The following is a 25930-nucleotide window of genomic DNA, read 5'->3' on the forward strand; positions in this document are numbered from 1 at the left end:
TACCGAGCGGTGTCAAGATCTGTCTGTGACTACCCATCACAGTGACGTCGGCAGGACGTATCGCGGAGCTCCCCCGCAGCAGCGGCAGCAGGAGCGTCGAACCCGCCTGCTCGATGCCGCTGTCGAAGTGTTCGGCACCACCGGGTACCGAACGGCGACTGTGGACAAAGTCTGCACCGAAGCGGGCCTGACCAAGCGCTACTTCTACGAGTCCTTCACCAACAGCGAAGACCTGCTGATGGCCACCTACGCCCGCGCTACCGACGCGATGCGCGAGAGCATCCTCGCCGGTGCGGCCTCGGAAACGGAGTCCAGCGAACAGGTGCTCCGAGGAGCCCTGACCGGATTCTTCACGTTCGTCGCCGAGCAACCGAAGTCCGCTCGTATCGCCTTCGTCGAAATCCTCGGCGTATCCCCCACCGTCGACGCGTTGTACCGCAAGACCACCACCTCGTTCTCGGCGACGGTGCTACAGGTAGCCGACACCGTTGGGTCCAGCCGAGGACTGGCCGGGCCGAACCGTAAAACGCTGGCGATGGGCCTGGTGGGCGCGGTACTCACCATTGCTCAGCAATGGTTGCTGTCCCCCGAACGCGAACCTCTCGACTCCGTGATCGCCAGCGCGCACACCATTCTGGCCGCCGTCGTATTCGGACGCGTCGACGGCTGAGCAGCTGTCATGCTCTGCTCTGCAGCGGCTCCACCGGTTCGTCCGAGGTGACGCGTTCACCTGATTTGACGACGACGACACCGAGCAGAATCAGTGCGCCACCGGCCAATTGGATCGGCCCCGGAGCCTGGCCGAGTAACAGCCACGCAAACACAAGCGCTGCAACAACTTCCATCAGACCCATGAACGACGCCAGCCGCGAGCCGAGGCGTCGGCCGGCCGCAATTCCGAGCACGTACGCCAACGCGGCGGTCACCACACCGAGACCGATGATCGGAACCCACCACGGCACAACGGCATCGACGAACGTGACGTCGGTCAGCGGAGCCGCGAACGGGACGATACCGACCAGCCCGGCGGCGAGCAGAATGAGTCCACCTGCCAGCAGACCGCCCCCGGCGAGCACGATCGGCGGCAAGCCGTTGCTCTCGTCGGCGGAGAGCACCCAGTAGACGGCGGCCCCCGCCATCGCGCCGAGCGCCCACAGCACGCCGACGCTGTCGACGTCCGCGCCGGAGATCAGGTCGAGCACGAGCACCAGTCCCATTGCGGCCAACAGCGCACCGACCAGCGTCAGCCGACCCGGACGCTGCTGGTGCCGAAACCACATCCAGCCGATGACGGCTACGGGCGAGGTGAATTCGATGAGCAGTGCGACACCCACGTCCATTCGGCCGACGGCGTTGAAGAACGCGAGCTGACAACCGGCCACCGCGAAGGCACCGTAGGCCACGAGCAGCTTCCAATTCTTGGCCAACAGGCCCCAGCGGCCACGCAGCGCGAGAATCGACGGAATCAGCAACACCGCTGCCGCGAGCAGGATGCGCGCAGTCACGGCGGCACCGGCGGTCCAGCCGGCATCGAGCAGGCCTTTGGCCAACGAGCCGGAGAGCCCGAACGATGCCGCGGACAGGAGCGCGAACCCGAGCCCCGAGAGTCGACGCGACCGTGCCGCAGCGTCGTGTGCAGCTGCGCGATCCACCTGCGCGTCATGAGTGTAAGCCGTCATGACATGTGACAGTAGGGAGTGAGTTGGTAAGGTGTCAACATGCTTTTTGCTCATGACGCAGAACTGTCGCTTCTGTCCGCCGTGGCATTGGTCAATTCCGCCGAAGACCCGGACACGCTGACCACCCGCGAGGAGCTGGCCGACTTCTTCACCGACCAGGGCTACTCCGGACGGTTCGACGGCGACGACGTCGAGCTCGAGGCTGTGCGGGCACTGCGTCCGACCCTGCGATCACTGCTCATCAGCAGTCGAGACGACGCCGTGATCGAGGTGAACCGCTTGCTTGCCGAATCCTCGGCCCTGCCCCGACTGGTCCGGCACGACACTCTCGACTGGCACATCCATGCCGTCGCCGACGACAGTCCACTGGCAACCCGCATCGTCGTCGAGACCGCGATGGCCATGATCGACGTCATCCGAGCCGACGAGCTCTCCCGTTTCGACGTCTGCGCCGATCCGGACTGCAACGGGCTGGTTCTCGACCTCTCCCGAAACCGCTCTCGCCGCTTCTGCAGCACCACCTGCGGCAACCGCGCGGCGGTCGCCGCGTACCGCGCACGCAAGGCCCAGTAGCACCGCAGGGCTTAGACGACCGGGTTTCGGGTATTCGGCGACGAGACTTAGCGAGAGGAACATCCCCATGGTCGAGAAAAGGCCTTCGAAAACGAGCTGGGCACGTGCAGTCGAGAACATGCTGGCCGTCATCTTGATCTTCGCCGGAATCGCATCCGCGGGCGGTCTGATCGCGGCTCTGGCGGGCGGCTTCGAGGGATGGGCGATCGTCGCCGGCATCACCGTGGTCGTACTGTTCGCAGCCGCGTTCTTCGCCGTTCGCGACGGTGCCCGACGACGCGCGCGGGAAGTCGACACCGTCGTCTACTCCCCCGACAACACCGATCAACTGTTCGACGTGGACCCGAACACCGGTGAGCGCACTCCGCACCGGGAATAGCACTGCCGCACGGTAGTGCTGCTCGGCGTCAACTCGGAACCGATTCGAGACGAACCATCGAATCGGTTCCGAGGAAGAACACACCCGACCGCGTCTGGGCGATGGTGCCGCTGTCGGTGAACCCATCGGATCCAGCCGGGATGGTCCAATGCCATCGCACGTCACCGGAATCCGTGGTTGCGACATACGCCGGACCGTCGATCGAATAACGAGTGTTGCCGATGACCTTGTCCGTATCGAACGGATCCGGCAACTCCCAGACAGTAGCGCCGGTGGAGTCGACGACGGTGTCATCCGAGGTCATGTCGAGACCCCCGACGGGTGCTCCGGTGGTCGGATCGAAAAATGTCGCCTCTCCGCCCATCGTCACGACGCCTCGCCCGTCGGCCGTGTGAATCACTGTGCCACTCAGGCCCTCCCACCCCATGGATGTGGTGATCGGTAGCGTCCACATTCGGTCGAGTACATTCACCGACCCGCCGTGCAACACGGATTCGCCGTCCTCAGGGCTGCCTTCCAACAACAGCACCGATGTCCCGTCGCTCTCGATCGCGTAGACGTACCAGTCCTCGGGGACCGGTATCCGCTTCACCACCCCGTCGTTCGTACCGATAGTGACGAGGGACTGCACATCGGAATACGTGTCGAGACAGACGATCTCGCTCTGAACGGGAACGCTCGCGCATACGTCGACTGTTCCGGGCGACGCCTTCCATCGCACACTGCCGTCGTCGGCATCGAGGGCCACGAACTCGACTGCATCGAGCGAAGACGACCGTGGATTCGGCAGGCCCATTGCGGTGACGAGAACATCGCCGGCGTCGATCACGCCCGTGACCCCGAGATCGAACGTCAAACTTGCGGTCGGCGAACGGAATGCAGCGAATTGCCTGCCGTAGACGGTCTCTGCGTCGATCCGCGAGCTGGGCTCGAGCGCCGGCCCAGCCGGCACCTCAATTGTCTCCGTCTCCTCCGAGAACGTCGGCATCTCGTCGAACGCCGACGTCGTTGCATCGTCCATCGACGGCTTTACGGACACGTCCACATTCACCAGCACGACCGCAGCCGCGGCGACGGATACCACTGCCACCGTCACCGCGGCTGCAGCGAGAACAGTGCGTGTCGTCGAATCCTTCACGGCCACTCCGTGATCGGAGCTTGGGCGACTGCATCCAGTAGCTCGAATGGCAGCGGTTCCGGCCGTGTCGAACGGCCCCCGCCAGGAACGAAATCCGCCGTCGACCGAACCGACACCTGCACGCCGGACGGTCGCGTCAGCGTGACCGACCTCGCCAACCGCATGGTTCCGTCCTCCGCGGTCATGCTGCTCGACAGATCGACGTCGTACGATTCGAGCACCGAACCGTCGGGCAGTGTTCGCAACTCGACAACAGGTTCGTACGCATTTTCCGGATCGTAGGGGTCCCTCGCCACCGGGAGTGCCGCGCCGGAGGACGCAGAAATCGACAGCGCTACATCGGAGTTCACTACGTCGATGTCCGTACAGGCACCCCTGCCCGTGCGATCGGGTACCAGTGACCCGATCGGCCGGTTCAGGACGGGCGCGTCGGATAGCGCCTGCCACGTTGTCGTCAACGCCTCGTTCGCGGCGTCCAAGGACACCTCGTCGATATCCACCGCTGTCGCCTCCCCTGCGAGCGAGACCGAGCAATCCTGGCGCGGCGCAGCGCTTCCCGCCGGTGCAGGCGAACCGACTCGGAGGCCCGGCAGCGCCGCGATTCGGGTCAACTCGGATGTGTCCAAGGGAAATTCGGGACCGACGGTAGTACTAAGATTCGCGGTGACCAGAGTTCCGTCCGGGTGATACGCCGTCGCTCTGCGACTGTTCGTGCGGTCACCGCCGATCTCGTACCAACTGTCGTCGGTATCGACCACCGTTCCGTCGGGCTCGGTGGTGCGGGCGTCGAGAACGCCTGCGACACAGGCCGGAATCCCCGTCGACGACGGTCGAACATCGACGCTGGAAAACGCAGACACCCCCGCGCGAGTCAGGTCGCCGCGGGCACTGGTGCTTGCCTCGAGGCCCTCCGGCACATTACCGCCGAAGTCGTCCACCGGTTGGAAGGTCAGCGACTGGGATGGGGCGGCCAACTTCACGGTGACATCCGCTGGAAGTGCGCCCACGAGAGCGTCGGTCATCGCTCCCGCCTTGCTCGCGGTCAACCACGGGTAGGCAGGATTGTCGTAGGACGGAGCCTGACTCCCGATGACCGAGATGAGGCGCCCATCCTCACTGGGCGGGGGTGGCTCGACCTCGGAGCACCCCGGAATGTCGGCCGGATACTCGACAGGCTCGGAGACGATGGAGTAGTCACCGTCGCGCGCGGCCTCTCCGGATGACACAGCATTTCCGGGCGGCAGTTCACTTTCCGGCGAATGCAGCAGTCCGGCCGCAACGACACCGAGTGCGACCACCGTGACGATGACGGATACGTCGATGACGGCGTTGTGTCTTCTACCTTCGCGCACGAGACGACACTACATACCCAACGGACGGTTTTGGTCCGATGCGGCCATTCAGGCCGCCAGCAGCGCCGCCACCATACTCGAGCTGTTCACACCTCGGCTGATCCATGTTGCCTGCACAGCGTGGTACAGGTCGGGTTTGCCACTCCACACCGTGGCTGCGGGCCTGTTGTCCGCGTCGAGTTCGTGATGCCAGGAGCCGTCGACGAGGTCGATGAAGGAGTCGGCGGCAATGTCCCACCAGGTGCGATAGTCGTTGTCGTAGCGGTCTTCTCCGGTCCGACGACCCAGTGTCGCGGCGGCCGCGATCGCCTCGCACAACACCCAGTGCAGACGCTCTCTCACTACCGGTCGCCCAGTCCAGTCGGTGGTGTAGACGAAGCCAGGCGACGGGCCGCCGGGTTGCCAGCCGTCCTGCGCCGCGCGGTGATACAGCGACGCGGCGGCGGCAACGTAATCGTGGCCACCAGGGCTATCGGCCACGAGACTCGCCTGCACGAGCAGCCGCGCCCACTCGAAACCGTGCCCCACCGTTGCTCCGTAAGGCTTGAACTGGTTTGCTGTGTCGCCGCTGTTGTACTCGAGCATCGGCTGCCATTCCGCAGTGAAATGCTCGGGAATGCGATTCTCGTTCGCCTGTGACCAGCCGATCACGTTGTCGCAGATGCGTACTGCCCTGCTTCGCCAGACCTCGGGCGCACCCGCATCGGCCGCCGCCAGCAGCGCCTCGACCATGTGCATGTTGGCGTTGATTCCGCGATAGCCGTCGAGCGCGGTCCAGCTCGCATTCCAGGTGTCTGCGCACATGCCGTGGTTCTCGTCCCAGAATCGCCGATCCACGACCTCGAGGGCTTCGTCGAGAAGCCCCCGTCCACTGGGGTGTCCCGCCGCTGCGGCTGCGGCTGCAGCCAACACTACGAAGGCGTGCGTGTAGGCCGTCTTCGTCGCATCGGGAGACGAGGCGTCGGCGCTGGACTCGAACCACCCGCCGTTCGTGCTGTCCCGCAACGTCGTCAGTAGACCGTCGAACACTCGATCGGCTTTCCTACGAGACCCCGGATACCCCTGCATCGAGGCCAGGAAATGCACGTGCGCCATCCGAGCAGTGATGTAGGTCAGGGCCGGATGGCTCAGGTCCGGATGTCCGCGGTCGTTCAACCACGCCGCTCCCCCGGCAGGATGCTCGAGCGAGCTACCGAACCGGAGGAGCCGAGCCGATTCTGTGTCGAGCCACCGCTGGTGCGCGGGCAAGGTCCACCACTGACGACGATCACCGGATGTCATGAGCCCATTCTGCGCGATCGGGCCGGACGACAGGTCTGCTTACCGAACCACCCTGTACCGCAGATACATCCAGCCCGACGTGGGGAAGTGCCTCTGCTCTTCCAGCACCAGGTTCAGTCGGTGCCCCACGGGGAAGTACGGCTTTCCACCACCCAGGATGGTCGGGACGACAATGAGCTCGAACTGGTCGATCGAGTCGAACAACGATGCGGCCAACGACGCGCCGGCGACGGCCAACGTGCCCTCGGTCTCCCGTTTCATTCGCTCCACTTCCGCGACGGCGTCGGCACTACGGACCAGCCGGCAACCGTCGGGCACGGAAGTGAGGGTGTCCGAGAAGACCACCCGGGGAGTTGCCTTGTACAGCTCGGCGAATTCGGCTTCGACGGGGTCGCCGGCCGCCCGTTCCGGGTCGGTCCAGTAGTCCTCCATGGCCTCGTACAGCCGCCGTCCGAACAGAAAGACGCTCGTCTCCACGGTCTGTCGATTCGAGAACCGATGCGATTCCTCGTCGGGCATCGAGTAGTCGAGGCTGCCGTCGGGATCCTCGATGTAGCCGTCGAGGGAAACATGCAGGTTGTAGGTCAGAATCGCCATGTCACTCCAAAGGTCGGGTGGGTTTGCCGGTATCGACCTCCGCACCGCCGAGAAGTCACCGGCCTATCCGCGGTTTCAGTCCAGAATCGCGGTTGCTTCCACCTCGACCCGCACGTCCGGTTCGAAGAGGTAATCCACTCCGATCAACGACGCAGGCGGCATGGGAGTCGGCAGTCCGATCTCGTCGGCGACGCGCGTGACGCCGTCCATGAACTCACCGATCAGCTCGGGAGCCCAGTGCGTGACGTAGAACGTCAGCCGCAGTACGTCCTCGAATGTTGCTCCTGCACCGGTCAATCCGATCGCGGTATTGCGCAGCGCCTGCGCAACCTGACCGGCGAGGTCGTCGGTATCGATGGCCGACCCGTCCTCGTTCCGGGCGATCTGACCGCTGACGTGGACGTGTCGAGAACCCTGACCCACCGCCACGTGGTGATACGGGGTGGGTTGCATCATTCCGGGCGGGGTGAATCGAGTGACGCTCATGGTTGGTCCTTCGTCGTAGAAATTCAGGTATAACGTTGATACCTGGTACACAAAGGACACTTCAAGGGAACCTGGTTTCATGACCGATACCGCCGACGGCACCGCAGAACTCACGATCACTGCCCCGCACCGCGAACTGTTGGATCAGGTGCTGGACAAATGGTCGCTGCAAGTACTCAACGAATTGTGCGAGCGCCCCTGCCGATTCAACGATCTCCGCCGCGGGATTCCCGAGGTGACTCAGAAGTCCCTCACCGCAACGCTGCGGAAGCTCGAACGCAACGGAATCATCGAACGCACGGTGCTGAGCACCCGCCCGGTGGCGGTGGAATATCGAATCACTCCCCTGGGCAAAACGCTTCGAACTCCCGTCGACGTCCTGCTAGCGTGGGCAACCACGCACATGGACGACATCGACCGAGCGCGAGACCGATTCGATGCCCTGTGACGGTTCACGTCCAGTACAGCAGCTGCGCGTCGGGCAGAACGTCGCGAAGTTCGTCGACGAACCAGCTGCGCATCTCGGCCATCGTGTCCTTCGGATAGACGTATTTCACGCCGCCGAACTTGTTTCTCTTCGCTGTGCGCGCGCCCTCGTCCATCTCCAGTTTCGTTCCCGGATACCAGCTCAACAACACATCCTTGCTCGACGGCGTGAAGCGGTGAGTGATGATTTCGGCGGTCAGATCGAGATCGGTCACATCGCGCAACGCGTCGGAGACATTCGCGAGCAATCGACCGTACTGCTCGCGCCACTGCGGGATCGGCATGATCGGCGCGATCGTCAACCCCACTCGGTAACCGGCCAGTGCCAACTGCCGCAGAGCTTCTATCCGAGCCGGCATACGTGCCGTGCCGCCCTCGAACCGGTGCGCGATGTCATCGGCGTTGACCGACAGCCGAACTCGCGTTCGGCGGCCGTGGTCGAGCGTCACCAACTCGCGGACGTCGTCGAACTTGGTGGTGAAACGCAGCGATACGTCGTCGCCGTACACGCCCGCGCCCACTCTGCGAACGGCCTCGGCAAGAGAGCCCGTCACGTGTTCGATCCCCAAAGGATCGGTGTAGCAGGATAACTCGAATGTGGTGCCTTCGTGCCCGCGCTCATCGGTGCCGGAGGTGATGGAACCGCGGCCTGCGTGAGTGCCGATACCGGCCAGCACGTCGTCGAGGTTGGCGAAGACCCTGGTGATCGGCGGACCGGCCAACGAGCCGGCGAGATAGCAGTACTGGCAATGCGCCGGGCATCCCTTGGCCAGGTCGATCCGCCAGTCCGCGCTCGGCGGAATCGGTTGCGGTTTCAGCACACTCGGCGGGGCGACCACCACGGCCATCGTCGACTTGGCTCGTGCGTAGGTCTCGCGCTCGGACTCACCACGCAGTCCGGTGAGGCGGTCACCGGACAGAATGTCGATGTCGGCGACGCCTGCTGCTTCGCACCGACGGAGAATTTCCGCGGTGTGCGGTAGCTCGGACGCAGACTTGGTGACCAGGACACGCGAGGGTGTCCAGAGTCGAGTGGGGGCAACCAGAAGATCATCCATTACTCGTGTTCAACGCGTCGCAGCGCGCAATGCTTCCCGGTTACCGCAGCTCAGGCGAGAAATTCGTCGAGCACGCCCAGCAGGGCACGGACCGCCGCGCTCGGAGCGCGAGTCGACGAGGTCGCAACCGCGAGCGGCCACGTCAGATCCACTCCCGACACCGTGGTGACGACCACACCGCTCCGCTCGGTCAGGACGAACCGGGGTAGCAGCGATATCCCGAGGCCGTTGCGGACGTAGGCAACGCCGGTGGAGATGTCGGTGATTTCGATGCTCACGCGTCGCTGCAATCCCGCGTCGGCGAACGCGCGGTCGGCTACCGCGCGATTTCCGAAGCCGATCGGCGAGTCGATGAAGTCGTACGGTGCAATGTCGTGCAGCGTCACGGACTCTCGTTCGGCCAGGGGGTGGTCCGACGGGAGCACCAGATCCAATACCGACGACGCGAGTTCTCGCACGTCGATCCCGGCGGGCCGTCGGCCGGAGTCGGAGACGAACGCGAGGTCCAGTCGACCGTCCGCCACCGATTCGAGTAGCCCCTGGGTGCCCGACGGCGCTGCGCCGGTGATGAGCTGGACGTGCGGAAACCGGCGGTGGTACTCGCCCAGCAGACCGGGAAGGTCGATCAGCTTGATCGAGGTCAACGTGCCGATTCTGACGGTGCCGCGCAGGCCGCCTCGAACGTCGTCGACCGCATCACGGGCATCGCGAGCGGCATCGAGTACCACCCGAGCACGGGGAAGCAGAGCCCGACCGGCCTCGGTCAGCAGCACACGCTTGGAATTGCGATCGAGCAGCGATGCACCCAGTTCTCGTTCGAGGGATTTGATCGCCGCCGAAACCGCAGATTGAACGATATGCAGACGGGCAGCGGCACGGGTGAAGTTCTGTTCTTCACTGACCGCGACGAAGTATTCGAGGTGGCGCAGCTCCATCCATCGATGATCGCATATCGAGATAGTTGTCAGCGTTTTTCTTCGTTGGACGTGATGGTCGAGTCCGAGGACAGTCGTATCCGAACGAACAACACCGACATCGGAGAACGACATGTCCTACGACACCCTGCCCGCCGCTCCGCCGGCACAGACTCACTCACCGACCTCGACTCGTCGACACGGCGTCGGCTTCTGGGTGGTTGCGGCGGCATTCCTCACCGCGATGGCGTTCTCCACCGTGCCCAGCCCGCTGTACCCGCTCTATCAGGTGCGTGACGGCTTCTCGACGTTCATGGTCACGATCGTGTTCGCGGCCTACGCCGTCGGCGTGATCGTCAGTCTTGTTCTGGCCGGCCATGTCTCGGACTGGGTGGGCCGGAAGAAGGTCTTGATCGCCGCGTTGCTGCTCGAATTGGTGGCTGCGGTCATGTTCCTCAGCGGCACTGCACTTCCTCTACTGCTCGTCGCACGGCTCATCACCGGACTCGGCGTCGGAGCACTCACCGCGACGGCCACGGCCTACCTGCACGAGCTGCATTCCACGCACCGGCCGACCGCGTCCGGCCAGCGATTCGAGAAGGTCTCCACCGCAGCGAACATCGGCGGACTCGGCGTCGGGCCGTTGGTAGCCGGGTTCCTGGCGCAGTTCGTCGCGGCTCCCCTGCACACCCCGTATCTGGTGTTCGCGGTACTGATCGTCGTCGCTGTCGTCGGTGTCGCGCTGGTACCCGAGACCGTGGCCGAAATGCCGGAGCGGCCCGCCTATCGCCCGCAGCGAATCAGTGCCGATCACGGTGATCGCGCCGGGTACTTCGCCGCTGCCGCAGCCGGTTTCGCGTCGTTCGCAGTGTTCGGTGTGTTCACCTCGGTGGCACCGGGATTCGTGGCGGGCACACTCGACCATCCGTCCCGCGCCCTCAGCGGTGCCACCGTGTTCGCAGTGTTCGGCACGGCAGCGCTCGCGCAGACGATGACCAGTCGCATGTCGAGCACAGCGAAACTCTCACTCGGCATCTCGGCCGAAGCCCTCGGTCTGATCGCGCTGGTGGTCGGAATGCACACCCTGAGCCTGCCGACATTCCTGGTCGGCGGTGTCGTGGCCGGAATCGGGGCGGGCGTCATGTTCAAGGCCGCAGTGGGAACCGTTGCCGCGATGGCGGCACCGGCCGAACGAGGCGAGGCCTTGGCCGGACTGTTCCTGATCGCATACCTCGGCCTGGGCATTCCGGCGGTGGGAATCGGAATCGCCACCCTCTCGATGTCCGCAACCGCAGCCATGACCGGACTTGCGGCCTTGGTGCTGGTACTTCTACTGAGAGTGGCAACCCTGGCTCGACGGGCCTCGGCAACACCGCGGTGAGGCTCAGGGATTCCAGGTATCCGACGCGATCTCGGCAGGCCTGCCCAGCAGATAGCCCTGTCCCTGAACAGAATTGGGCAGGGCTTCGAGTTGATCGAGAGTTTCGATGCCCTCGACAACGCAGCCCAGTTTCAGATCGCGGGCCAGATTGATGATTGCTCCGACGATGCTGCTGCTCGTCGCGTCACTGGTCATGCTGGAGGTGAAGGACCGGTCTATCTTCACTGCGCTCACCGGCAGCGTAGCGAGGTATCGCAGGCTCGCGAAGCCCGTTCCGAAGTCGTCGATGGCGATTCCCACACCCAGCGTGCGTAATTCGCCGAGCTGACGCAGGACCGACGAGCCGGAATCGAGCAACACGGACTCGGTGAGTTCGAGAACGAGGTCCCCCGGAGCCATTCGATGCCGCTCGAGGGCTGTTTCCACTGCCGCACAAATGTCTACGTGTTGCGCCTGTCGGGCACTGAGGTTCACGGCCATCGTGACGGGCTCGTCGGACGCGGAGGTAGGCGGGTTCTCGGATCTCCACCGCGCGAGGGTGCCGAGAGCGTCGTCGAGCACGCGCTCACCCAGATCGGAAATGAGCCCCGTATCCTCGGCCACCGGGATGAATCTGTCGGGTGAAATCGCTGTGCCCGTGCTGTCCCGCAGGCGAGCGAGCGCCTCGAAACTGACGAGTCGCCGACTGCCGAGATCGTAGACCGGTTGGTAGGCCACACCGAACGTCGCGGAACCGCCGCGATCAGGATCGAGCGCGTCCCTCAGGGTCTGTTCGATGTACGCACGCTCGATCGCGTGCACCCGCAGCGCGTCGTCGAACAGTTCGATTCGGTCCTTGCCCAATTGCTTCGCCCGGTACATCGCGGAGTCCGCATCGCGCAGCGCTTCCTGGGCACTGACGCCCCGGCGGACCAACACCATCCCGACGCTTGCCGACACCACGTACTCACGGCCTCCGTACGCGATGGGCGCTGCGAGTACCGTCCGGATTCGTTCGGCGACCTGTGCGGCAAGCGCGCCGCCCGCAGGCTTGCCTGTCCCGTTCTCCGCAGGCAACGCATCGAGGACCAGAACGAACTCGTCGCCGCCGACGCGGGCGATCGAGTCCTCGGCTCGCAGCACCGAGCGCAAGCGGCGAGCGACCTCGACCAGCACGGCGTCTCCGGCCGCATGGCCACCGGTGTCGTTGATTCGTTTGAACCCGTCCAGATCGCAGAACAGCACCGCCGCGGCAGCGCCGGTGCGCGCACCCCGCTCGATCGCCGATCCGATTCGCTCCAGCAGCTTCATACGGTTGGGCAGGCCCGTCAACGGATCTTGCAGGGCTGCACGCTCGAGAGCGCGCTCGGCTTCGACGACATCGGTCACCTCCCGCACCACCGAGAGCACCTCCGCCGCTGAACCCGCCGGTCCATGTCGGAACGGGGTCGTGCGCCGCGAAAGCCACCTCAGCGAGCCGTCCGCCGCACGCATCCGGTACCGGATGCTGACGCTCTCCCCATCCGGCAGGGAGGCAGCGTCCCGGTCCGCTGCCCGGACGACGTCGATGTCCTGGGACACCACCGACTCCAACCCGTCCTCGGGGGCTGCGGTGTCGCCGGGTGAGCCGTCCTGGTTCGGCCCGGTCAACAATGACCTGACGTTGCGCGAGGCCCACTTCACGGTCCCGGTCTCGACATCGGTGACGATGGTGACGTCAGGCGATGCCGTCAGCACCGCATCACGGAACGCGCGCGCCTGCTCGAGCTCGGCGCGCGCCTCACGCTCGGCAGTGACGTCCTCGGACAGCACCATCGCGCCGACGATTCGACCTGTGTCATCGCGCAGAGGTCTGGTCTTCACGGCGAAGATCGCACCCGTCCGGGAACCCACGGAGTCGAAGGACGATTCCTCCCCATCGATGGCCGCTGTGTAGAACGGCTTCAGCCGGGCATAGACCTCCGGCGGCACAGTGTCTTGCAGCAGCTGCCCCTCCATCCGCCGCGGGTCGTATCCTTCGGCCAGCAGTCCGGCACCTTCGACGAGAATGAATCGCAGGTCGCGATCGACGACCAGCACCGACGTGTGCGGGAGGTTCGCCGCCAGCTGCCGATACCGGGCCTCGCTCGCGTCGTCGAACATCGCAGGTGAGCGGAGCAACGGTCCGTAGAAGCGGCGCATCCCCAGGTAGACGACGCCGGCGAGTGCCGTCGAGGCCGTCACCATCACATCGACGGTCCCGCCCATCGACTCCCGCATCGCGTCCAGGGTTCCCATGCCGGAATCGGTACCGAGATGCGATGCGTGAGTCCGAGCCCGGCCGTCAGATGCCACGCATGGATCAGATGGTGGGCGGCACACGTCGTGAAGATCGCGGCGGTGGCGACCGCGAGCCGGTTGTTACGAAACTGCCCGGTTCGCAACAGCCCTCGGACGATGAACAGCACGATCCCCGAGTACGCAGCAGCGGTGATCCCGTTGAGGATCACCACCCAGTGCCACCCACTCACCGCGATCGCTCATCGGCTCGGTAGACCGGACTCACGAGTCGGTTCGAGTCGACGACCAGCACGATGCGACCCCCCAGGTTCGTAGCGCGTTGCACAGAATGATCGGACCGAGACCGGAATTCGATACTTCACCACCGGATACCCGCATTGACCAGCGTTTCAGCACATTGTGTTTCGCGAAGGTTATCGCAGTTCTTTTTACACTGCTGCCGTTCGGGCAGCCGAAGATCGGGCTTTGCGTCGGCTGATTCGGACTTACGGTCCGCCGTCGAACGAGCATGAAGCGTCGGGTATGAAGCTCTCATGCCCTTCGCCGATGAACTACTCGGTCCGGACGCAGCCCACACGCTGTTTCGGACCATTCGTACGGCTGCTCCGAACGCGGATCTGTCGTTGCTTCGAGAGTCGTCGGACGGGTTGGGTCCACTCGCACTCCGAGCCCGCGCCGACCTGCTGCGTGACGCGCTACTGACAGGGCTGCCGGGCGACTACGCCCAGTTCGCTCGGACCATCCGACTGGCCGCTGCGGATCCCGACTTTCGAGGCTGGTCGGTCTGGCCCGTGACGAGTGCTGTCGCATCGAAGGCCGTCGACGAGCGCACTGCGACCGCGTTCGACGACGGGATGTCCTTGCTCGCCGAGCTCACCGGCCGACTGACCTCCGAATTCGCCCTCCGGACCTTCCTCCGAACCGATCTGGATCGGGCTCTCGCCATCGCGGCCGAGTGGACGCAATCACCGGACGAACACGTACGCCGCCTCGCGTCGGAAGGCACCCGACCGTACTTGCCGTGGTCGGTGAGAGTGCCCGAAATACTTGCGCGCCCCGGCGTCACCGTGCCGATTCTGGACAGGCTGTACCGAGACGACAGCGACTACGTTCGGCGATCGGTTGCCAACCATCTCAACGACTTCAGCCGAGACATCCCGGATGTCGTCGTCGCGACCGCGGCGCGGTGGCTGGGCGAGCCGGACGCCAACACAGACCGGCTTGCGCGCCATGCGCTTCGGACGGTGATCAAGAAGGGGAACACCGACACGCTCGCGTTACTGGGTTTCGCCCCGGCCGACCTCGAGGTGACGGGCCCTGCCGTGGACGTGACCGAGTTGCAGATCGGCGAGAGCCTGGGATTCACCGCGAAAATTCGCAACGTCGGCGTCGAGCCCGCAAAGATCGCGATCGACTACGTCGTCCACCACACCAAAGCGAACGGCGGGGTGACAGGGAAAACGTTCAAGCTAACGACCAAATTGGTCGCGCCCGGAGAGAGCATCGAGGTAGCGCGCCGACACTCGTTCAGAACGTTGACCACACGCACGTACTACCCCGGCCCGCACTCGATCGAGCTCCAGATCAACGGTGTGAGTTACGGTCTCGCGGAGTTCGTGCTCGTCCGCTAGCCGCGAGTTCTGTACCACGCACATGCGGCACATCGGCTACGTCCGTACGGTCGATGAGGTGCGTGGACAGTGGCGGTGGCTGGCGGTGGTGCTCGGCATCGCCGTGCTCGTCGCCACGCCCTCGGTGATCGAGCGCCTGCCCGTCGCCGCGTCGGACATCGGTGCGGCGGAACTGCTGTCTCGGGTCCAGTCCTCCACCGCAACAACGTATTCGGGCTACGCCCAGGCCGTTGGCGGCGTCACCCTGCCGGTCACCGACGGACTCGGCGGCCTACCGGATCTGCTGGGCGACACCACGACCCTGCGCGCCTGGTACCGCGCCCCGGACAGCTTTCGAGTCGACACCGTCCGCCTGGCCGGTGAACGCGGTCTCTACCGGTCCCCGGCTCTGCTGTGGAGATGGGACTACGAACAGAACACGGCCGTGGAAACCCCGGTCCCCGAACCGAGCCTGCGTCTGCCGCGCGAGGCCGACCTGCTGCCGCCGGAGCTCGGGCAGCGGTTGCTCAGTGAGGCGACCACCGACGAGGTCACCCGGCTGCCGACCCGCCGAATCGCCGGCCGGGACGCCCCTGGCCTGCGGCTCGTCCCCGCCGAGCCGCAGAGCACCATCACCGAGGTCGACGTGTGGGCCGACCCCGACAGCGGGCTGCCACTGCAGGTCGACGTGCTCGCCGGCGGGGCCGCTCGGCCTGTTGTCAGCACTGCATTCCTGGACTTCTCATCCGAGATGCCCGATGCCGACACCGTCCGTTTCGTCCCGCCCCCGGGAACCGATGTGCAGCAGCAGGACGGCCTCGACATCGCCTCGTTCGCCGACGGGATCGACTCTCCCCGTCTTCCGTCGACTCTGTCCGGACTGGATCTGCGGGCCCGCGACGAACCGGGATCCGTCGGGATATACGGCCGCGGAGTGACCGAGCTGATCGCCGCTCCGCTGCCGCGTCGCGCCGCGCGCGGGCTCGTCGACCAGTTGCGGGCCGCTCCCGGCGCAGTCGTGACCGGCGACAGCGTCGCACTGTCGATCGGACCGCTGAACGTCCTGATCACCGAGCCCGCCGGAGACCGCCGCCGATATCTGCTCTCCGGCACCGTCACCGCAGAAACCTTGGCCACCGCCGCCCAGCAGCTCGAAGGAGCAGCCACATGATCCGCACGACCGGCCTCACCAAGCGTTACGGATCGGTGCGGGCCGTCGACGGCGTCGACCTCGACGTACGCGCCGGCGACATCTACGGCTTCGTGGGCGCGAACGGCTCCGGCAAGACGACGACCGTGCGGATGCTGCTCGGGCTGGTCCTGGCCACCTCCGGGCAGATGCAGGTGCTCGGCGAGGAGATGCCGCGACGACGCAGGAGCGTGCTGCCGCGGGTGGGTGCGCTGATCGAGAACCCCGCCGCCTACCCCAACCTCTCCGGACGCCGGAACCTCACGCTGCTCGACGCGGCCGGCCCCGGTGGTTCCCGACGTACCAGGACCGCCCGCGTCGGCGAGGCCCTCGAGCAGGTGGGCCTCGCCGGGGTCGGACGCAGGCCGGTCAAGCAGTACTCGCTCGGCATGCGGCAACGCCTCGGCTTGGCCGCGGCGCTCATGCGCACCCCCGAGCTGCTGATACTCGACGAGCCGACCAATGGCCTCGATCCACAGGGGATCCTTGAGATTCGAGAGTTGTTGCTGGACTTGCATTCCCGGGGCACAACCGTGTTCCTCTCGAGCCACCTGCTGGCCGAAGTGGAGCAATTGTGCGACCGCGTGGGAGTACTCGATCGAGGTCGCCTCGTTCTGCAGGATCAGCTCTCTGCATTCCAACAACCCACCGGCCGAGTGCTCGTGCGTACCCCCGACCCCGCCGACGCGGTGACGGTCCTGTCCGATGTGGAGGACGCCACCGTGCTCGAGCGCGACGGGCAACAGCTCGTGATCGAACACCCTGATCCGGCCCTGCTCAATCGACTGCTCGTCGAAGGCGGGGTCCGGGTGAGCGAGTTGAGCCCGCAGCAGATGAGCCTCGAGCAGTCGGTGCTGGCGGTCACCGGTGCCAGCTCGGACCGAGTCGACGGTCCCGCTGGCCCTCGCGACGGTTCCGTCCGATCGGAGGTGACCGCATGATCGGCGTCGAACTGCGCGCGATGCTTCGCCGACCCCGCACCTGGGTCGTCATTCTCCTGCTGAACCTGCTGCCCACCATCGTCGCGGGCCTGCTGGCCCTCACCGACGTCGGTCCGCGTCCCGGCGACGGCCCTGCCTTCCTGTCCGCGGTGACCACGAACGGCCAGCTCTTCCCACTCGCCGCTCTCGCCATCGTGCTCCCGCTGTTCCTGCCCGTCGCGGTGTCGGTCATCGCCGGCGATTCCGTCGCCGGGGAGGCCCAGGCCGGCACCCTGCGCTACCTGCTGGCCCGCCCGGTGGGACGAACGAAGCTGTTGGTCGCGAAGCTGATATCGGTGGCTGCGTTCGTGCTGCTGGCAGTGGTCATCGTGGCAGCCGTTGCATACTTCGTCGGCACGACGCTGTTCGACACCACGTCGTTGGCCGGAGTGTCGAGCGTGTCCGGCACGGTACTGACCGACGAACAGGTCGCCGTGCGGACAGTCATCGCCGTGCTCTACGTGACGCTGTCGATGCTCGGAGTTGCCGCCATGGGGCTGTTCCTGTCGACCCTGACCGACTCGCCACTCGCGGCGACGCTGGGCGCGTTGGCCTTCCTCATCGCCAGCTCGCTACTGCTGACGCTGGACGCCGCCGACGCCATCGCGCCGTACCTTCCGACGCGGTACTGGCTGGCCTTCGTCGATCTCTTCCGCGACCCGGTGCCGACGCGGGACCTGGTGCGCGGCGTCGGTCTGCAGGGCGTCTACGTCGTCGTGCTCCTGGGGGCCTCGTGGGCGAATTTCACGACCAAGGACATCACGAGCTGAGACGGCTGCAGTCGGCTGCGCCGAGCTCGACGGTAGAGCTGCCGTCCAACTGGGCCGAGACCATCGCGCCGACGAGAGGATCACGGGGCAGGTTTCCGTGGTCGACGGCCGAGTCCGCGCACACGCTCTGGACGGGGATGTCGATCGCGCCGTCGAGTTGGGCCGAGTTCGGCGGGGTCACCACCTGATCCAGTTCGGTCCAGATCGACACCCACTGCGGCCCGTCCGGCGTCTCGTCGCCCGAGTTCAAGCCGGCCAGCACGGAGCTGTTCGGGGCCAGCTGTTGGCAGGCGATCGGGCACCGGTCGGGCAGGACCTGGGCAGCCAGACCCGCCACCTGGGTGCCGTGGTGCGGGGAGCCGAGGGTCACGATGCGTCGAGCCTGCTCGGCACCGCCCAGATCGGCAGCCCAGATCCGGGCCACCACCCCGCCGGCGGAATAGCCGACGACGTCGACCGAGGTCGCTCCCGTCCGAGTCAGAGCCGCGTCGACGGCGTCGCGCAGCGTCTGCGCCTGTGCGGTCAGGTCGCCGACGCCACCATCGGGCAGGGCCACGACGGTGGCGTCGCGGCCGTTCTCCCGTAGTTCCGCCGCGAGCACCTCGAGAGCATCGGTGGATCCGCCGAACCCGGGGACCAGTAATACCGGGCCGGGAACCGACTGGTCGACGCTCGCGACGGGGTCGTTCGTGGACCGCGATTCGACGAAGGCCGCCACGGCCACGACGAGCCCGATCAGGACGAGAGCGAGTACGACGTACGCGAGGCGACGACGGGCCGGGGCGAGGGAGGCGAACACCTCGTCCAGTGTGCCCGTCGACGGTGGTGCGGAAGGTCAGGGTGTCTGCGGTTCAGCTTTCGATGGCGGTGATCGCGTCGACAGCGATGACGACGGTGACGTAGGGGAACCCTGTGGGGACTTCGGTGAGGGCGACGGTGATGAAGCCACCGTCCTCATCGTTGTTGTCCACGGCCCCGATCTTGCCGACATGCTGGTGTCCGTCGATGGTGCTGATTCGGACGGGGGTTTCGGTGTCGGACTAGTTGGTGAAGATGACGGCGTCGATCATGTGGGTGTTCCTGTTCGTTCGGTGATGGATGTCGCGGGGTCCGCGACGCTGACGAGTCCGACGCTCACCGGAGCGGAATACGAAAAAGCCCCTCACAGATTTGTATCGGTGAGGGGCTGAGTCTGAGCCGCCTAAGAGAATCGAACTCTTGACCTTTTCATTACGAGTGAAATGCTCTACCGACTGAGCTAAGGCGGCGTGCCTTTCGGCGTTGGTGAGTCTAACGGAGCATCGGGTCGAAACGAAAATCGCCCTCCCTGACGGTCAGCCCGCGAGGCCGAGTCCTTCCGCAGGCCCGCCGAGGATCGTCTTGACGTGCCTGGTCAGGTCGTCGGCGAGCACTTCGGTCTCCCCCGCCTCCAGGGCGTCGAGCACCTGGCGCACCACGTCGCGTGGATCGTTCTTCGGGACGTCGAGTTCGGCGATCATGTCGGTGTCGGTGTACCCGAAATGCACCCCGACAACGAGGGTTCCCTGCGGTGCGAGCTCGAGCCGGAGCGAGTTGGTGGCCGACCAGATCGCCGCCTTCGATGCCCCGTAGGCACCTGCACCGCCGAGCCACGACAGCACCGAGTGAATGTCGACCAACGCCCCGCCGCCGTTTGCCTTCAGTATCGGAGCGAACTCTTGCGCGATTCGCAGCGCGCCGAAGACATTGGTCTCGAACACCGCGCGAATGTCGTCGATCGACGTCGTCAGCAACGGTGTCGTTCCGGGAGCGCCGGCGTTGTTGAAGACGATCGACACATCGGACGCGATATCGGCAAGTGCGGCAACGGAATCCGCGTCGGTGACATCGAGAGCAACGGGAACCACCCGAGGATCCGAGTCCTCTCGCGGGCTCCTCGCAGTCGCGTACACCTTCGTTGCCCCACGCTCGAGCAATGCGTCGACTGTCGCCTTGCCCAGACCGCGCTGACCGCCGGTCACCAATACCGTTGCTCCCGAAACAGACACCATCGAACTCACCCTTACGACAGAGGTTAAATGCTTTTGACTCTGTCAGTAGTAATTGACCAGTTCGACATAGTCAAATACTGTTCACTTATGTCACAGTCGCCGACGGAGCGCTTTCACCTCGCACCGGCACCCGCCGGACTGCAGGTGGTTCAGAATCTGCTCAACACGCGAGCCATCGACGCGTACGGCCTCCCCGACCTCCTAGCGGACGGGAAGGCAGCATCGCTCGTGTGGGAGACCGCGCTGTCGGACGACGATGCGGCCACGCTGCGGGCTCTGCGCTCGGATGTCGAAGCGGCCATTGCCGGCGACCTGCCCACGCGTCCGGCCGTCCGAGCGGAACTTCTACCGGGCGGCGACGGCACCGTACGACTGATGCCGACCGGCACCGGGACCGACTACATCGCGTCGAGAATGTGGTCCGAAGTGCTTCTCGCCCAACAAGCGGACACGTGGCGTCGACTCAAGCGATGCAAGAACGAGGCATGTGGATCTGCCTTCTACGACCGCTCCCGCAACAACAGCGGCGTCTGGCACGACGTGAAGACGTGCGGCAATGTCGCCAATCTTCGCGCTTCGCGGGCGCGGAAAAAAGCGATGGACTAACGCAGGACATCCCCGAGCGTCGCGACCATCGCATAGATCGCAAATTTGGGTTTTGCGTTGACAGCCAACGACTCTCGGCATTCGAGGATCGCCTCGATACTTTTCAGCAGAGCCTCGGGCGGTACGGCCTTTGCCATTCGCTCGACCTGCTCGGCCATGTCGGGGTGCGTAGCCGTCGCGGTCGAGCCGTACGAACGCGCGAGCGCGTCGCGGTACAGGCCCACCAGGTCCATCAACGCCCGGTCCAGCGAGTCGCGGCCGGTTCTGGTGGCGCGAGACTTCTGCCGCTTCTCGAGGTCCTTGAGCACTCCGGCCGAGCCACGCAATGCTCCGGCAGCGCCCTTACCTGTACCTCCAGCTCCGAGGGCCGTGCGCAATTCCTCGGTCTCGGCCTCGTCACGAGTGGCACTCATTTCCTTGGCCTCGTCCTCGGCGGCCTTCACCAGTTCCTCGGCTGCGAGGTATGCCTGATTGGGACGGGCCGCGGCCGACGCCAGGGCAAGTGCCCGCTTGCGTCGCGCCCGCGCGTCCTCGTCGGTGGCGAGTCGGCGTGCTCTGCCCACGTGGCCGCCGCTGATCGACGCGGCCCACTCCGCGGTCTCGGCGTCGAGCTTGTCGCGGGTCTGCAGCACCTGCGCGATGGCAGGCACCGTGGGCGTCACCAACGAGACGTGCCGGCAGCGTGAGCGCAGCGTCACCGAGATGTCCTGCGGATCGACCGACGGAGCGCACAACAGGAACACCGTCCGAGCGGGCGGCTCCTCGACGACCTTGAGCAGTACGTTTCCGGCACCCTCGGTGAGTCGATCGGCATCCTCGACGACGACCACCTGCCACAGACCGGTGCTCGGCCGACGCGACGCGACCGAGACGATGTCTCGCATCTCCTTGGTACTGATGCTCAGACCCTCCGGGATGACGCGTCGCACATCGCCGTGAGTGCCTGCCATCGTCGTCGAACACGCCTGACAATGCCCACACCCCGGAATGCCCTCGGTGGTGCACTGCAACGCCGCAGCGAAGCACAGGGCGGCGATGGAACGCCCGGACCCGGGAGGGCCGGTGAAGAGCCACGAATGCGTCATCGCCGACGAGTCGACGCCCGTACGAGCAGCCACTGCTGCAGCCGTCAGATCGGCCTCGACATCTTCCTGACCGACCAAACGATCGAACACACCCGCCATGCTGGCAACCCTAACGGTTGGGACCGACTACTCCCGGCGCACTGTTCCCGGACACTGCCGAACTCGAAGCTGTGGACGTGATCGCTGCCGATTCCATCCACAACTTCGAGTTCGCGAGCTACTCGCCGTCGGTCTTCTTCGCCGGTGCCTTCTTGGCAGCAGCCTTCTTCGTCGTCGTCTTGGCCGCCGTCGTCTTCGTGGCGGTCTTCTTGGCTGCAGCCTTCTTGGCCGGAGCCTTCTTCGCAGCAGCCTTCTTGGCCGGAGCCTTCTTCGCAGCGGCCTTCTTCGCCGGAGCCTTCTTCGCAGCAGCCTTCTTGGCCGGAGCCTTCTTCGCAGCGGCCTTCTTCGCCGGAGCCTTCTTCTTCACCGGGCCACGAGCACGCCTGTCCGCCAACAACTCCGACGCGCGATCGTCGGTGATCGTCTCGACCTCGTCGTCCTTGCGCAGACTTGCGTTGGTCTCGCCATCGGTGACGTACGGCCCGAATCGACCGTCCTTGATCACCATCGGCTTCTCACTGATCGGGTCGACGCCCAGTTCCCGCAGCGGCGGCTTGGCCTCGCCCTGACGGCCCCGACGCTTGGGCTCGGCGTAGATCTTCAGAGCCTCTTCGAGACTGACCGTGAACATCTGATCCTCGTCGGCGAGCGAGCGAGAGTCGGTGCCCTTCTTCAGATACGGGCCGTAGCGGCCGTTCTGCGCGGTGATCTCTTCCTTGGACTCGGGATCGACACCGACGACGCGTGGCAACGACAGCAGCTTGAGCGCATCCTCGAGCGTGATCGTCGCCAGATCCATCGACTTGAGCAACGAACCGGTCCGCGGCTTGGGGCCGGTGGCCTTCTTCGCTGCAGCCTTCTTGGCCGGTGCCTTCTTGGCCGCGGCCTTCTTCACCGCAGTCTTGACGCCACCGCCGCCATCACCGTCGTTGCCGGACGGCACCGGGACGATGTCGGGCTCGGGGGGCGTGGGTTCAGGTTCCGGCTCGGGCAGGATCTCGGTGACGTAGGGCCCGAAACGGCCTTCCTTCGCCACGATGTCGTGGCCGGTCAGCGGATCCACACCGAGCTTGCGGCCCTCTTGTGGTGTGGCGAAGAGCTTTTCGGCGAAATCGATCGTCAGCTCGTCCGGCGGCAGATCGTCGGGCAGGTTGGCGCGCTGGCTGATCGGATCGCCGTCCGGATCGTCGTCGTTCTTGACCATGCGCTCGAGGTACGGACCGTAACGGCCCACGCGCACATGGATTTCGCGCCCCTCGGAGTCGTCGAACAGACGAATCGAGTTGATGGTGCGCGCATCGATGTCTTCGAGGTTCTGGCCCACCATCTTCTTCAGGCCACCCGAGCGCGCCACCGAACCTTCGGCACCGGTCTCGCCGCCGAAGTAGAAGCTCTGCAGCCAATCTCCGCGCCGCTCACGGCCTCCCGCGATCGCGTCGAGATCGTCTTCCATACCTGCGGTGAAGTCGAAGTCCACCAGACGCCCGAAGTGCGCTTCCAGCAACGCAATCACCGAGAACGCCACCCACGACGGCACGAGAGCGCTGCCACGCTTGTAGACGTAACCGCGGTCGAGGATCGTCTTGATGATCGACGAATACGTCGACGGCCGACCGATTCCCAACTCTTCGAGCGTCTTGATCAGCGACGCCTCGGTGAATCGAGCAGGCGGGTTGGTGGTGTGACCGTCGGGATCGAGCTTGGTGGCCGTCACCGCCTGGCCGGCCTTCAACGCGGGCAGACGCGACTCGGCGTCGTCGGTCTGACCGCCTGCCTCGTCGTCGACGCTCTCGACGTAGGCCTTGAGGAAGCCCGCGAACGTGATGGTGCGACCCGACGCGGAGAACGTGCACTCCTCGCCGGTACCGGCGGTTCCGGTGATGCGCAGCGTAAGCGTGGTGCCGCGTAGATCGGCCATCTGCGACGCGACCGTGCGCTGCCAGATCAGCTCGTAGAGCCGGAACTCGTCGGTCTGCAGCGCCGAATGCAGCTGCCCGGGAGTCTGGAACACGTCACCCGAGGGGCGGATGGCCTCGTGCGCCTCCTGCGCGTTCTTGACCTTGCGGGTGTACTGCCGCGGAGTGGGGTGCACGTACTCCGGGCCGTACAGCTCGGTCGCCTGCGCCCGTGCCGCGGAGACCGCAGACGCGGACAGCGACGTCGAGTCGGTACGCATGTAGGTGATGTAGCCGTTCTCGTACAGACGCTGCGCGACACGCATGGTCCGCTCGGAACTGAACCGCAGCTTGCGGCCGGCCTCCTGCTGCAGCGTCGACGTCATGAACGGCGGGTACGGCTTACGCGTGTACGGCTTGTCCTCGGCGGACGCGACGGTGAGGTCGACGCCTTCCAGCGCGTCGGCGAGGCGTCGGGCATGCGGTTCGTCGAGAACGGTGACCGACTCGGTCTTGAGCTTGCCGTCGGGACCGAAGTCGCGGCCGGCGGCGACGCGGTTGCCGTCGACGTTGACCAGCCGAGCTCCGAAACTGCGCGGGCTCGCCTCGGCCCCGGCGTCGAGGGTGGCAGAAATATCCCAGTACTCGGCGCTACGGAACGCCATCCGCTCGCGCTCACGCTGGACGATGATGCGGGTGGCCACGGACTGCACACGGCCTGCCGACAGCCTCGGCATGACCTTCTTCCACAGCACCGGGCTGACCTCGTAGCCGTAAAGACGGTCGAGGATGCGGCGGGTTTCCTGTGCGTCGACGAGGTCTTGGTCGAGGTCGCGAGTATCGGCGGCGGCCGCGAGGATCGCCGGCTTGGTGATCTCGTGGAAGACCATGCGCCGAACGGGGACTTTGGGGTTCAGGGTCTCGAGGAGATGCCAGGCGATGGCCTCACCCTCGCGGTCGGGGTCAGTGGCGAGATACAGCTCGTCGGCGTCCTTGAGCAGGCTCTTGAGCTCTGCGACCTTGCCCTTCTTCTCGGGCGAGACGACGTACAGGGCCTCGAAGTCGTGGTCGACGTCCACGCCCAGACGTGCCCACGGCTCGCCCTTGTACTTGGCGGGCACGTCGGCAGCACCACGCGGAAGGTCGCGAATATGGCCGACCGAGGCCTCGACGACATAGTTGCTCCCGAGGTAGGGAGCGATCTTTTTGGCCTTGGTCGGAGACTCGACGATGACCAGACGACGCGGCTCGGCGGAGCTGTCCCCCGAGCCGTTGTTACGTGCTGCCACCTTGCTGCCGAACCTTCCCTAGTGCGTTTTCACAAGCAGATTTGCCTGCCCCACTCCTAACAGACTGACATACGTCGAGCAAATACTCGCAGATCAGTCATTCATCCTCCTACTCAGCGTGGGGCCAATTGGTACGTGCGTCCACATTCGCAGGAGCCTCGCCGACGTTCTCGGTGAGGCGCAACAGCCGACGTCGGCCGGTGATTCGAAGGCCGGGATTGGACCCGCGGGTGCCGATCAGAGTCGGCGCGATGCCCGCGCGCATCAACGATTGAGCGAGGACCGCATGAGTCTCCGGCGCGTGCGGATCGAGGCCGAGTACGTAGCGTTCCCCCTGCGCCTCGGGACGCCCCGACGCGAGCACCCATGCCCGCAACTCCCGAGAACCGGGCACCCACCCGGGAGGCACGGCCTTCACCGCGCCCTTGGTCCACAACGACGCCAGCGCGGACAGTTCCGGAACCGACGCGGTGCGGACGAGAGGACGGTCTTCTTCGGACCGTCCCAGCTCTGCCGACAGACCACATTGTTCGATCAACTCAGCAATGGCATCGGCCCGCCACTGCGCGTCGACGACGACAGAGATGCGTGCCGATCCCGAGGACGTGACGACATGGCCGGTGGCAGCCAGCAGTCCGCTGAGATCGGTCACCGCGGGCGGCAACGACTCGGCAGAGAAGAAGGACAGCTGGTTCACAGCATGGACATTAGGACATCGACACCGGCAGAGACTGCTTTCGACTCTTCCTGGTGGTTCGCCACGAACGAAACATCCCCCTTTCTCGAACGGCTTT

The 25930-nt window shown here is 65.4% G+C and carries 25 protein-coding genes and 1 tRNA gene; 10 read left to right on the forward strand and 16 right to left on the reverse strand.

Annotated features, from left to right (window positions below):
• Window positions 1-25 precede the first annotated feature (25 nt).
• Window positions 26-670, forward strand: a complete 645-nt coding sequence (locus tag AB0P23_RS12305; RefSeq protein WP_363797729.1) for a TetR/AcrR family transcriptional regulator — start codon at window positions 26-28, stop codon at window positions 668-670.
• Window positions 671-677: 7 nt separating this feature from the next.
• On the opposite strand, the gene AB0P23_RS12310 is transcribed toward AB0P23_RS12305, so the two are convergent.
• A complete protein-coding gene (locus tag AB0P23_RS12310; RefSeq protein ID WP_032373824.1) occupies window positions 678-1679 on the reverse strand; it encodes a DMT family transporter in 1002 nt (333 codons plus the stop codon).
• Between the two features lie 39 nt (window positions 1680-1718).
• Between AB0P23_RS12310 and AB0P23_RS12315 the strand changes: the two genes are divergently transcribed.
• Window positions 1719-2252 (forward strand): CGNR zinc finger domain-containing protein, encoded by a 534-nt coding sequence (locus AB0P23_RS12315; RefSeq protein ID WP_363797730.1) that lies wholly within the window; start codon window positions 1719-1721, stop codon window positions 2250-2252.
• A 118-nt stretch (window positions 2253-2370) separates the two neighbouring features.
• Window positions 2371-2631, forward strand: a complete 261-nt coding sequence (locus AB0P23_RS12320) for a hypothetical protein (RefSeq protein WP_052053276.1) — start codon at window positions 2371-2373, stop codon at window positions 2629-2631.
• A 28-nt stretch (window positions 2632-2659) separates the two neighbouring features.
• Here the strand turns inward: AB0P23_RS12320 and AB0P23_RS12325 are convergent, their stop codons facing one another.
• The 5 genes from AB0P23_RS12325 to AB0P23_RS12345 all read right to left on the reverse strand — a co-directional run bounded on the left by AB0P23_RS12325 (window position 2660) and on the right by AB0P23_RS12345 (window position 7485).
• Window positions 2660-3769 (reverse strand): hypothetical protein, encoded by a 1110-nt coding sequence (locus AB0P23_RS12325; protein WP_363797731.1) that lies wholly within the window; start codon window positions 3767-3769, stop codon window positions 2660-2662.
• The gene (locus AB0P23_RS12330) at window positions 3766-5121 is read right to left on the reverse strand and encodes a hypothetical protein (RefSeq protein WP_032373822.1); all 1356 of its coding nucleotides are present in this window, start codon (window positions 5119-5121) and stop codon (window positions 3766-3768) included. The genes AB0P23_RS12325 and AB0P23_RS12330 overlap by 4 nt, the downstream gene beginning before the upstream one ends.
• Before the next feature lie 48 nt (window positions 5122-5169).
• On the reverse strand, window positions 5170-6402 hold the full coding sequence (locus AB0P23_RS12335) for an AGE family epimerase/isomerase (RefSeq protein WP_032373821.1): 1233 nt from the start codon (window positions 6400-6402) through the stop codon (window positions 5170-5172).
• 39 nt (window positions 6403-6441) lie between these two features.
• Window positions 6442-6999, reverse strand: coding sequence for a dihydrofolate reductase family protein (locus AB0P23_RS12340; protein WP_027494440.1), 558 nt, complete (start codon window positions 6997-6999; stop codon window positions 6442-6444).
• A gap of 75 nt (window positions 7000-7074) precedes the next feature.
• Window positions 7075-7485, reverse strand: a complete 411-nt coding sequence (locus tag AB0P23_RS12345; protein WP_032399624.1) for a RidA family protein — start codon at window positions 7483-7485, stop codon at window positions 7075-7077.
• Between the two features lie 79 nt (window positions 7486-7564).
• On the opposite strand from AB0P23_RS12345, the gene AB0P23_RS12350 reads away from it, so the two are divergent.
• Window positions 7565-7933, forward strand: a complete 369-nt coding sequence (locus AB0P23_RS12350) for a helix-turn-helix domain-containing protein (protein WP_032364524.1) — start codon at window positions 7565-7567, stop codon at window positions 7931-7933.
• 4 nt (window positions 7934-7937) lie between these two features.
• Here AB0P23_RS12350 and AB0P23_RS12355 read toward each other — a convergent pair whose 3' ends face one another.
• Together AB0P23_RS12355 and AB0P23_RS12360 are read right to left on the reverse strand one after the other, a co-directional pair.
• Entirely contained in the window at window positions 7938-9029 is a 1092-nt protein-coding gene (locus AB0P23_RS12355) for a spore photoproduct lyase family protein (RefSeq protein ID WP_032391312.1), read from the reverse strand.
• 50 nt (window positions 9030-9079) lie between these two features.
• Window positions 9080-9964, reverse strand: coding sequence for a LysR family transcriptional regulator (locus AB0P23_RS12360; RefSeq protein WP_032399625.1), 885 nt, complete (start codon window positions 9962-9964; stop codon window positions 9080-9082).
• A gap of 112 nt (window positions 9965-10076) precedes the next feature.
• Between AB0P23_RS12360 and AB0P23_RS12365 the strand changes: the two genes are divergently transcribed.
• A complete protein-coding gene (locus tag AB0P23_RS12365) occupies window positions 10077-11324 on the forward strand; it encodes an MFS transporter (protein ID WP_363797734.1) in 1248 nt (415 codons plus the stop codon).
• Window positions 11325-11327: 3 nt separating this feature from the next.
• On the opposite strand, the gene AB0P23_RS12370 is transcribed toward AB0P23_RS12365, so the two are convergent.
• Window positions 11328-13580, reverse strand: coding sequence for an EAL domain-containing protein (locus tag AB0P23_RS12370; RefSeq protein WP_363797736.1), 2253 nt, complete (start codon window positions 13578-13580; stop codon window positions 11328-11330).
• Window positions 13529-13813, reverse strand: a complete 285-nt coding sequence (locus AB0P23_RS12375) for a hypothetical protein (RefSeq protein WP_155288593.1) — start codon at window positions 13811-13813, stop codon at window positions 13529-13531. Before AB0P23_RS12375 ends, AB0P23_RS12370 begins: the two co-directional genes overlap by 52 nt.
• A 303-nt stretch (window positions 13814-14116) precedes the next feature.
• Here AB0P23_RS12375 and AB0P23_RS12380 point away from each other — a divergent pair, with 303 nt between their 5' ends.
• From AB0P23_RS12380 to AB0P23_RS12395, 4 genes are read left to right on the forward strand one after another with little or no spacing between them, the layout of a single operon-like run.
• Window positions 14117-15214, forward strand: a complete 1098-nt coding sequence (locus AB0P23_RS12380; protein WP_032399629.1) for a DNA alkylation repair protein — start codon at window positions 14117-14119, stop codon at window positions 15212-15214.
• Window positions 15215-15272: 58 nt separating this feature from the next.
• Window positions 15273-16364, forward strand: a complete 1092-nt coding sequence (locus AB0P23_RS12385; RefSeq protein WP_283550647.1) for a hypothetical protein — start codon at window positions 15273-15275, stop codon at window positions 16362-16364.
• Entirely contained in the window at window positions 16361-17323 is a 963-nt protein-coding gene (locus tag AB0P23_RS12390; RefSeq protein WP_032399631.1) for an ATP-binding cassette domain-containing protein, read from the forward strand. Before AB0P23_RS12385 ends, AB0P23_RS12390 begins: the two co-directional genes overlap by 4 nt.
• On the forward strand, window positions 17320-18132 hold the full coding sequence (locus AB0P23_RS12395) for an ABC transporter permease (RefSeq protein ID WP_032399632.1): 813 nt from the start codon (window positions 17320-17322) through the stop codon (window positions 18130-18132). Before AB0P23_RS12390 ends, AB0P23_RS12395 begins: the two co-directional genes overlap by 4 nt.
• On the opposite strand, the gene AB0P23_RS12400 is transcribed toward AB0P23_RS12395, so the two are convergent.
• From AB0P23_RS12400 to AB0P23_RS12410, 3 genes are all read right to left on the reverse strand, one after another.
• Window positions 18122-18931, reverse strand: a complete 810-nt coding sequence (locus AB0P23_RS12400; protein ID WP_032399633.1) for an alpha/beta fold hydrolase — start codon at window positions 18929-18931, stop codon at window positions 18122-18124. The two genes, AB0P23_RS12395 and AB0P23_RS12400, sit on opposite strands and share 11 nt — an antisense overlap.
• A 396-nt stretch (window positions 18932-19327) precedes the next feature.
• Window positions 19328-19400, reverse strand: a tRNA-Thr gene (locus AB0P23_RS12405).
• A 66-nt stretch (window positions 19401-19466) separates the two neighbouring features.
• Entirely contained in the window at window positions 19467-20162 is a 696-nt protein-coding gene (locus AB0P23_RS12410) for an SDR family oxidoreductase (protein WP_032399634.1), read from the reverse strand.
• An 87-nt stretch (window positions 20163-20249) separates the two neighbouring features.
• On the opposite strand from AB0P23_RS12410, the gene AB0P23_RS12415 reads away from it, so the two are divergent.
• Window positions 20250-20768 carry a CGNR zinc finger domain-containing protein gene (locus tag AB0P23_RS12415; RefSeq protein WP_032399635.1) on the forward strand — a complete coding sequence of 173 codons (519 nt, stop codon included), beginning with the start codon at window positions 20250-20252 and terminating at the stop codon, window positions 20766-20768.
• Here AB0P23_RS12415 and AB0P23_RS12420 read toward each other — a convergent pair.
• The 3 genes from AB0P23_RS12420 to AB0P23_RS12430 all read right to left on the reverse strand — a co-directional run bounded on the left by AB0P23_RS12420 (window position 20765) and on the right by AB0P23_RS12430 (window position 25833).
• Window positions 20765-21952 carry a DNA polymerase III subunit delta' gene (locus tag AB0P23_RS12420; protein ID WP_032386020.1) on the reverse strand — a complete coding sequence of 396 codons (1188 nt, stop codon included), beginning with the start codon at window positions 21950-21952 and terminating at the stop codon, window positions 20765-20767. The two genes, AB0P23_RS12415 and AB0P23_RS12420, sit on opposite strands and share 4 nt — an antisense overlap.
• A 118-nt stretch (window positions 21953-22070) precedes the next feature.
• On the reverse strand, window positions 22071-25136 hold the full coding sequence (topA, locus tag AB0P23_RS12425; RefSeq protein WP_363797740.1) for a type I DNA topoisomerase: 3066 nt from the start codon (window positions 25134-25136) through the stop codon (window positions 22071-22073).
• A gap of 109 nt (window positions 25137-25245) precedes the next feature.
• Window positions 25246-25833 carry a hypothetical protein gene (locus AB0P23_RS12430; protein ID WP_363797742.1) on the reverse strand — a complete coding sequence of 196 codons (588 nt, stop codon included), beginning with the start codon at window positions 25831-25833 and terminating at the stop codon, window positions 25246-25248.
• Window positions 25834-25930: the final 97 nt, after the last annotated feature.

The sequence above is a fragment of the Rhodococcus sp. NPDC077669 genome, from assembly GCF_040686915.1.
Lineage (GTDB): Bacteria > Actinomycetota > Actinomycetes > Mycobacteriales > Mycobacteriaceae > Rhodococcoides > Rhodococcoides fascians.

What these genes read in the sequence shown, in the direction of transcription:
- AB0P23_RS12420 (WP_032386020.1), bottom strand. Translation starts at nt 21,952, where the DNA reads ATGGCGGGTGTGTTCGATCGTTTGGTCGGTCAGGAAGATGTCGAGGCC.
- AB0P23_RS12345 (WP_032399624.1), bottom strand. Translation starts at nt 7,485, where the DNA reads ATGAGCGTCACTCGATTCACCCCGCCCGGAATGATGCAACCCACCCCG.
- AB0P23_RS12350 (WP_032364524.1), top strand. Translation starts at nt 7,565, where the DNA reads ATGACCGATACCGCCGACGGCACCGCAGAACTCACGATCACTGCCCCG.
- AB0P23_RS12365 (WP_363797734.1), top strand. Translation starts at nt 10,077, where the DNA reads ATGTCCTACGACACCCTGCCCGCCGCTCCGCCGGCACAGACTCACTCA.
- AB0P23_RS12370 (WP_363797736.1), bottom strand. Translation starts at nt 13,580, where the DNA reads ATGGGAACCCTGGACGCGATGCGGGAGTCGATGGGCGGGACCGTCGAT.
- AB0P23_RS12340 (WP_027494440.1), bottom strand. Translation starts at nt 6,999, where the DNA reads ATGGCGATTCTGACCTACAACCTGCATGTTTCCCTCGACGGCTACATC.
- AB0P23_RS12415 (WP_032399635.1), top strand. Translation starts at nt 20,250, where the DNA reads ATGTCACAGTCGCCGACGGAGCGCTTTCACCTCGCACCGGCACCCGCC.
- AB0P23_RS12390 (WP_032399631.1), top strand. Translation starts at nt 16,361, where the DNA reads ATGATCCGCACGACCGGCCTCACCAAGCGTTACGGATCGGTGCGGGCC.
- AB0P23_RS12360 (WP_032399625.1), bottom strand. Translation starts at nt 9,964, where the DNA reads ATGGAGCTGCGCCACCTCGAATACTTCGTCGCGGTCAGTGAAGAACAG.
- AB0P23_RS12310 (WP_032373824.1), bottom strand. Translation starts at nt 1,679, where the DNA reads ATGACGGCTTACACTCATGACGCGCAGGTGGATCGCGCAGCTGCACAC.
- AB0P23_RS12380 (WP_032399629.1), top strand. Translation starts at nt 14,117, where the DNA reads ATGCCCTTCGCCGATGAACTACTCGGTCCGGACGCAGCCCACACGCTG.
- AB0P23_RS12410 (WP_032399634.1), bottom strand. Translation starts at nt 20,162, where the DNA reads ATGGTGTCTGTTTCGGGAGCAACGGTATTGGTGACCGGCGGTCAGCGC.
- AB0P23_RS12315 (WP_363797730.1), top strand. Translation starts at nt 1,719, where the DNA reads ATGCTTTTTGCTCATGACGCAGAACTGTCGCTTCTGTCCGCCGTGGCA.
- AB0P23_RS12335 (WP_032373821.1), bottom strand. Translation starts at nt 6,402, where the DNA reads ATGACATCCGGTGATCGTCGTCAGTGGTGGACCTTGCCCGCGCACCAG.
- AB0P23_RS12395 (WP_032399632.1), top strand. Translation starts at nt 17,320, where the DNA reads ATGATCGGCGTCGAACTGCGCGCGATGCTTCGCCGACCCCGCACCTGG.
- AB0P23_RS12355 (WP_032391312.1), bottom strand. Translation starts at nt 9,029, where the DNA reads ATGGATGATCTTCTGGTTGCCCCCACTCGACTCTGGACACCCTCGCGT.
- AB0P23_RS12320 (WP_052053276.1), top strand. Translation starts at nt 2,371, where the DNA reads ATGCTGGCCGTCATCTTGATCTTCGCCGGAATCGCATCCGCGGGCGGT.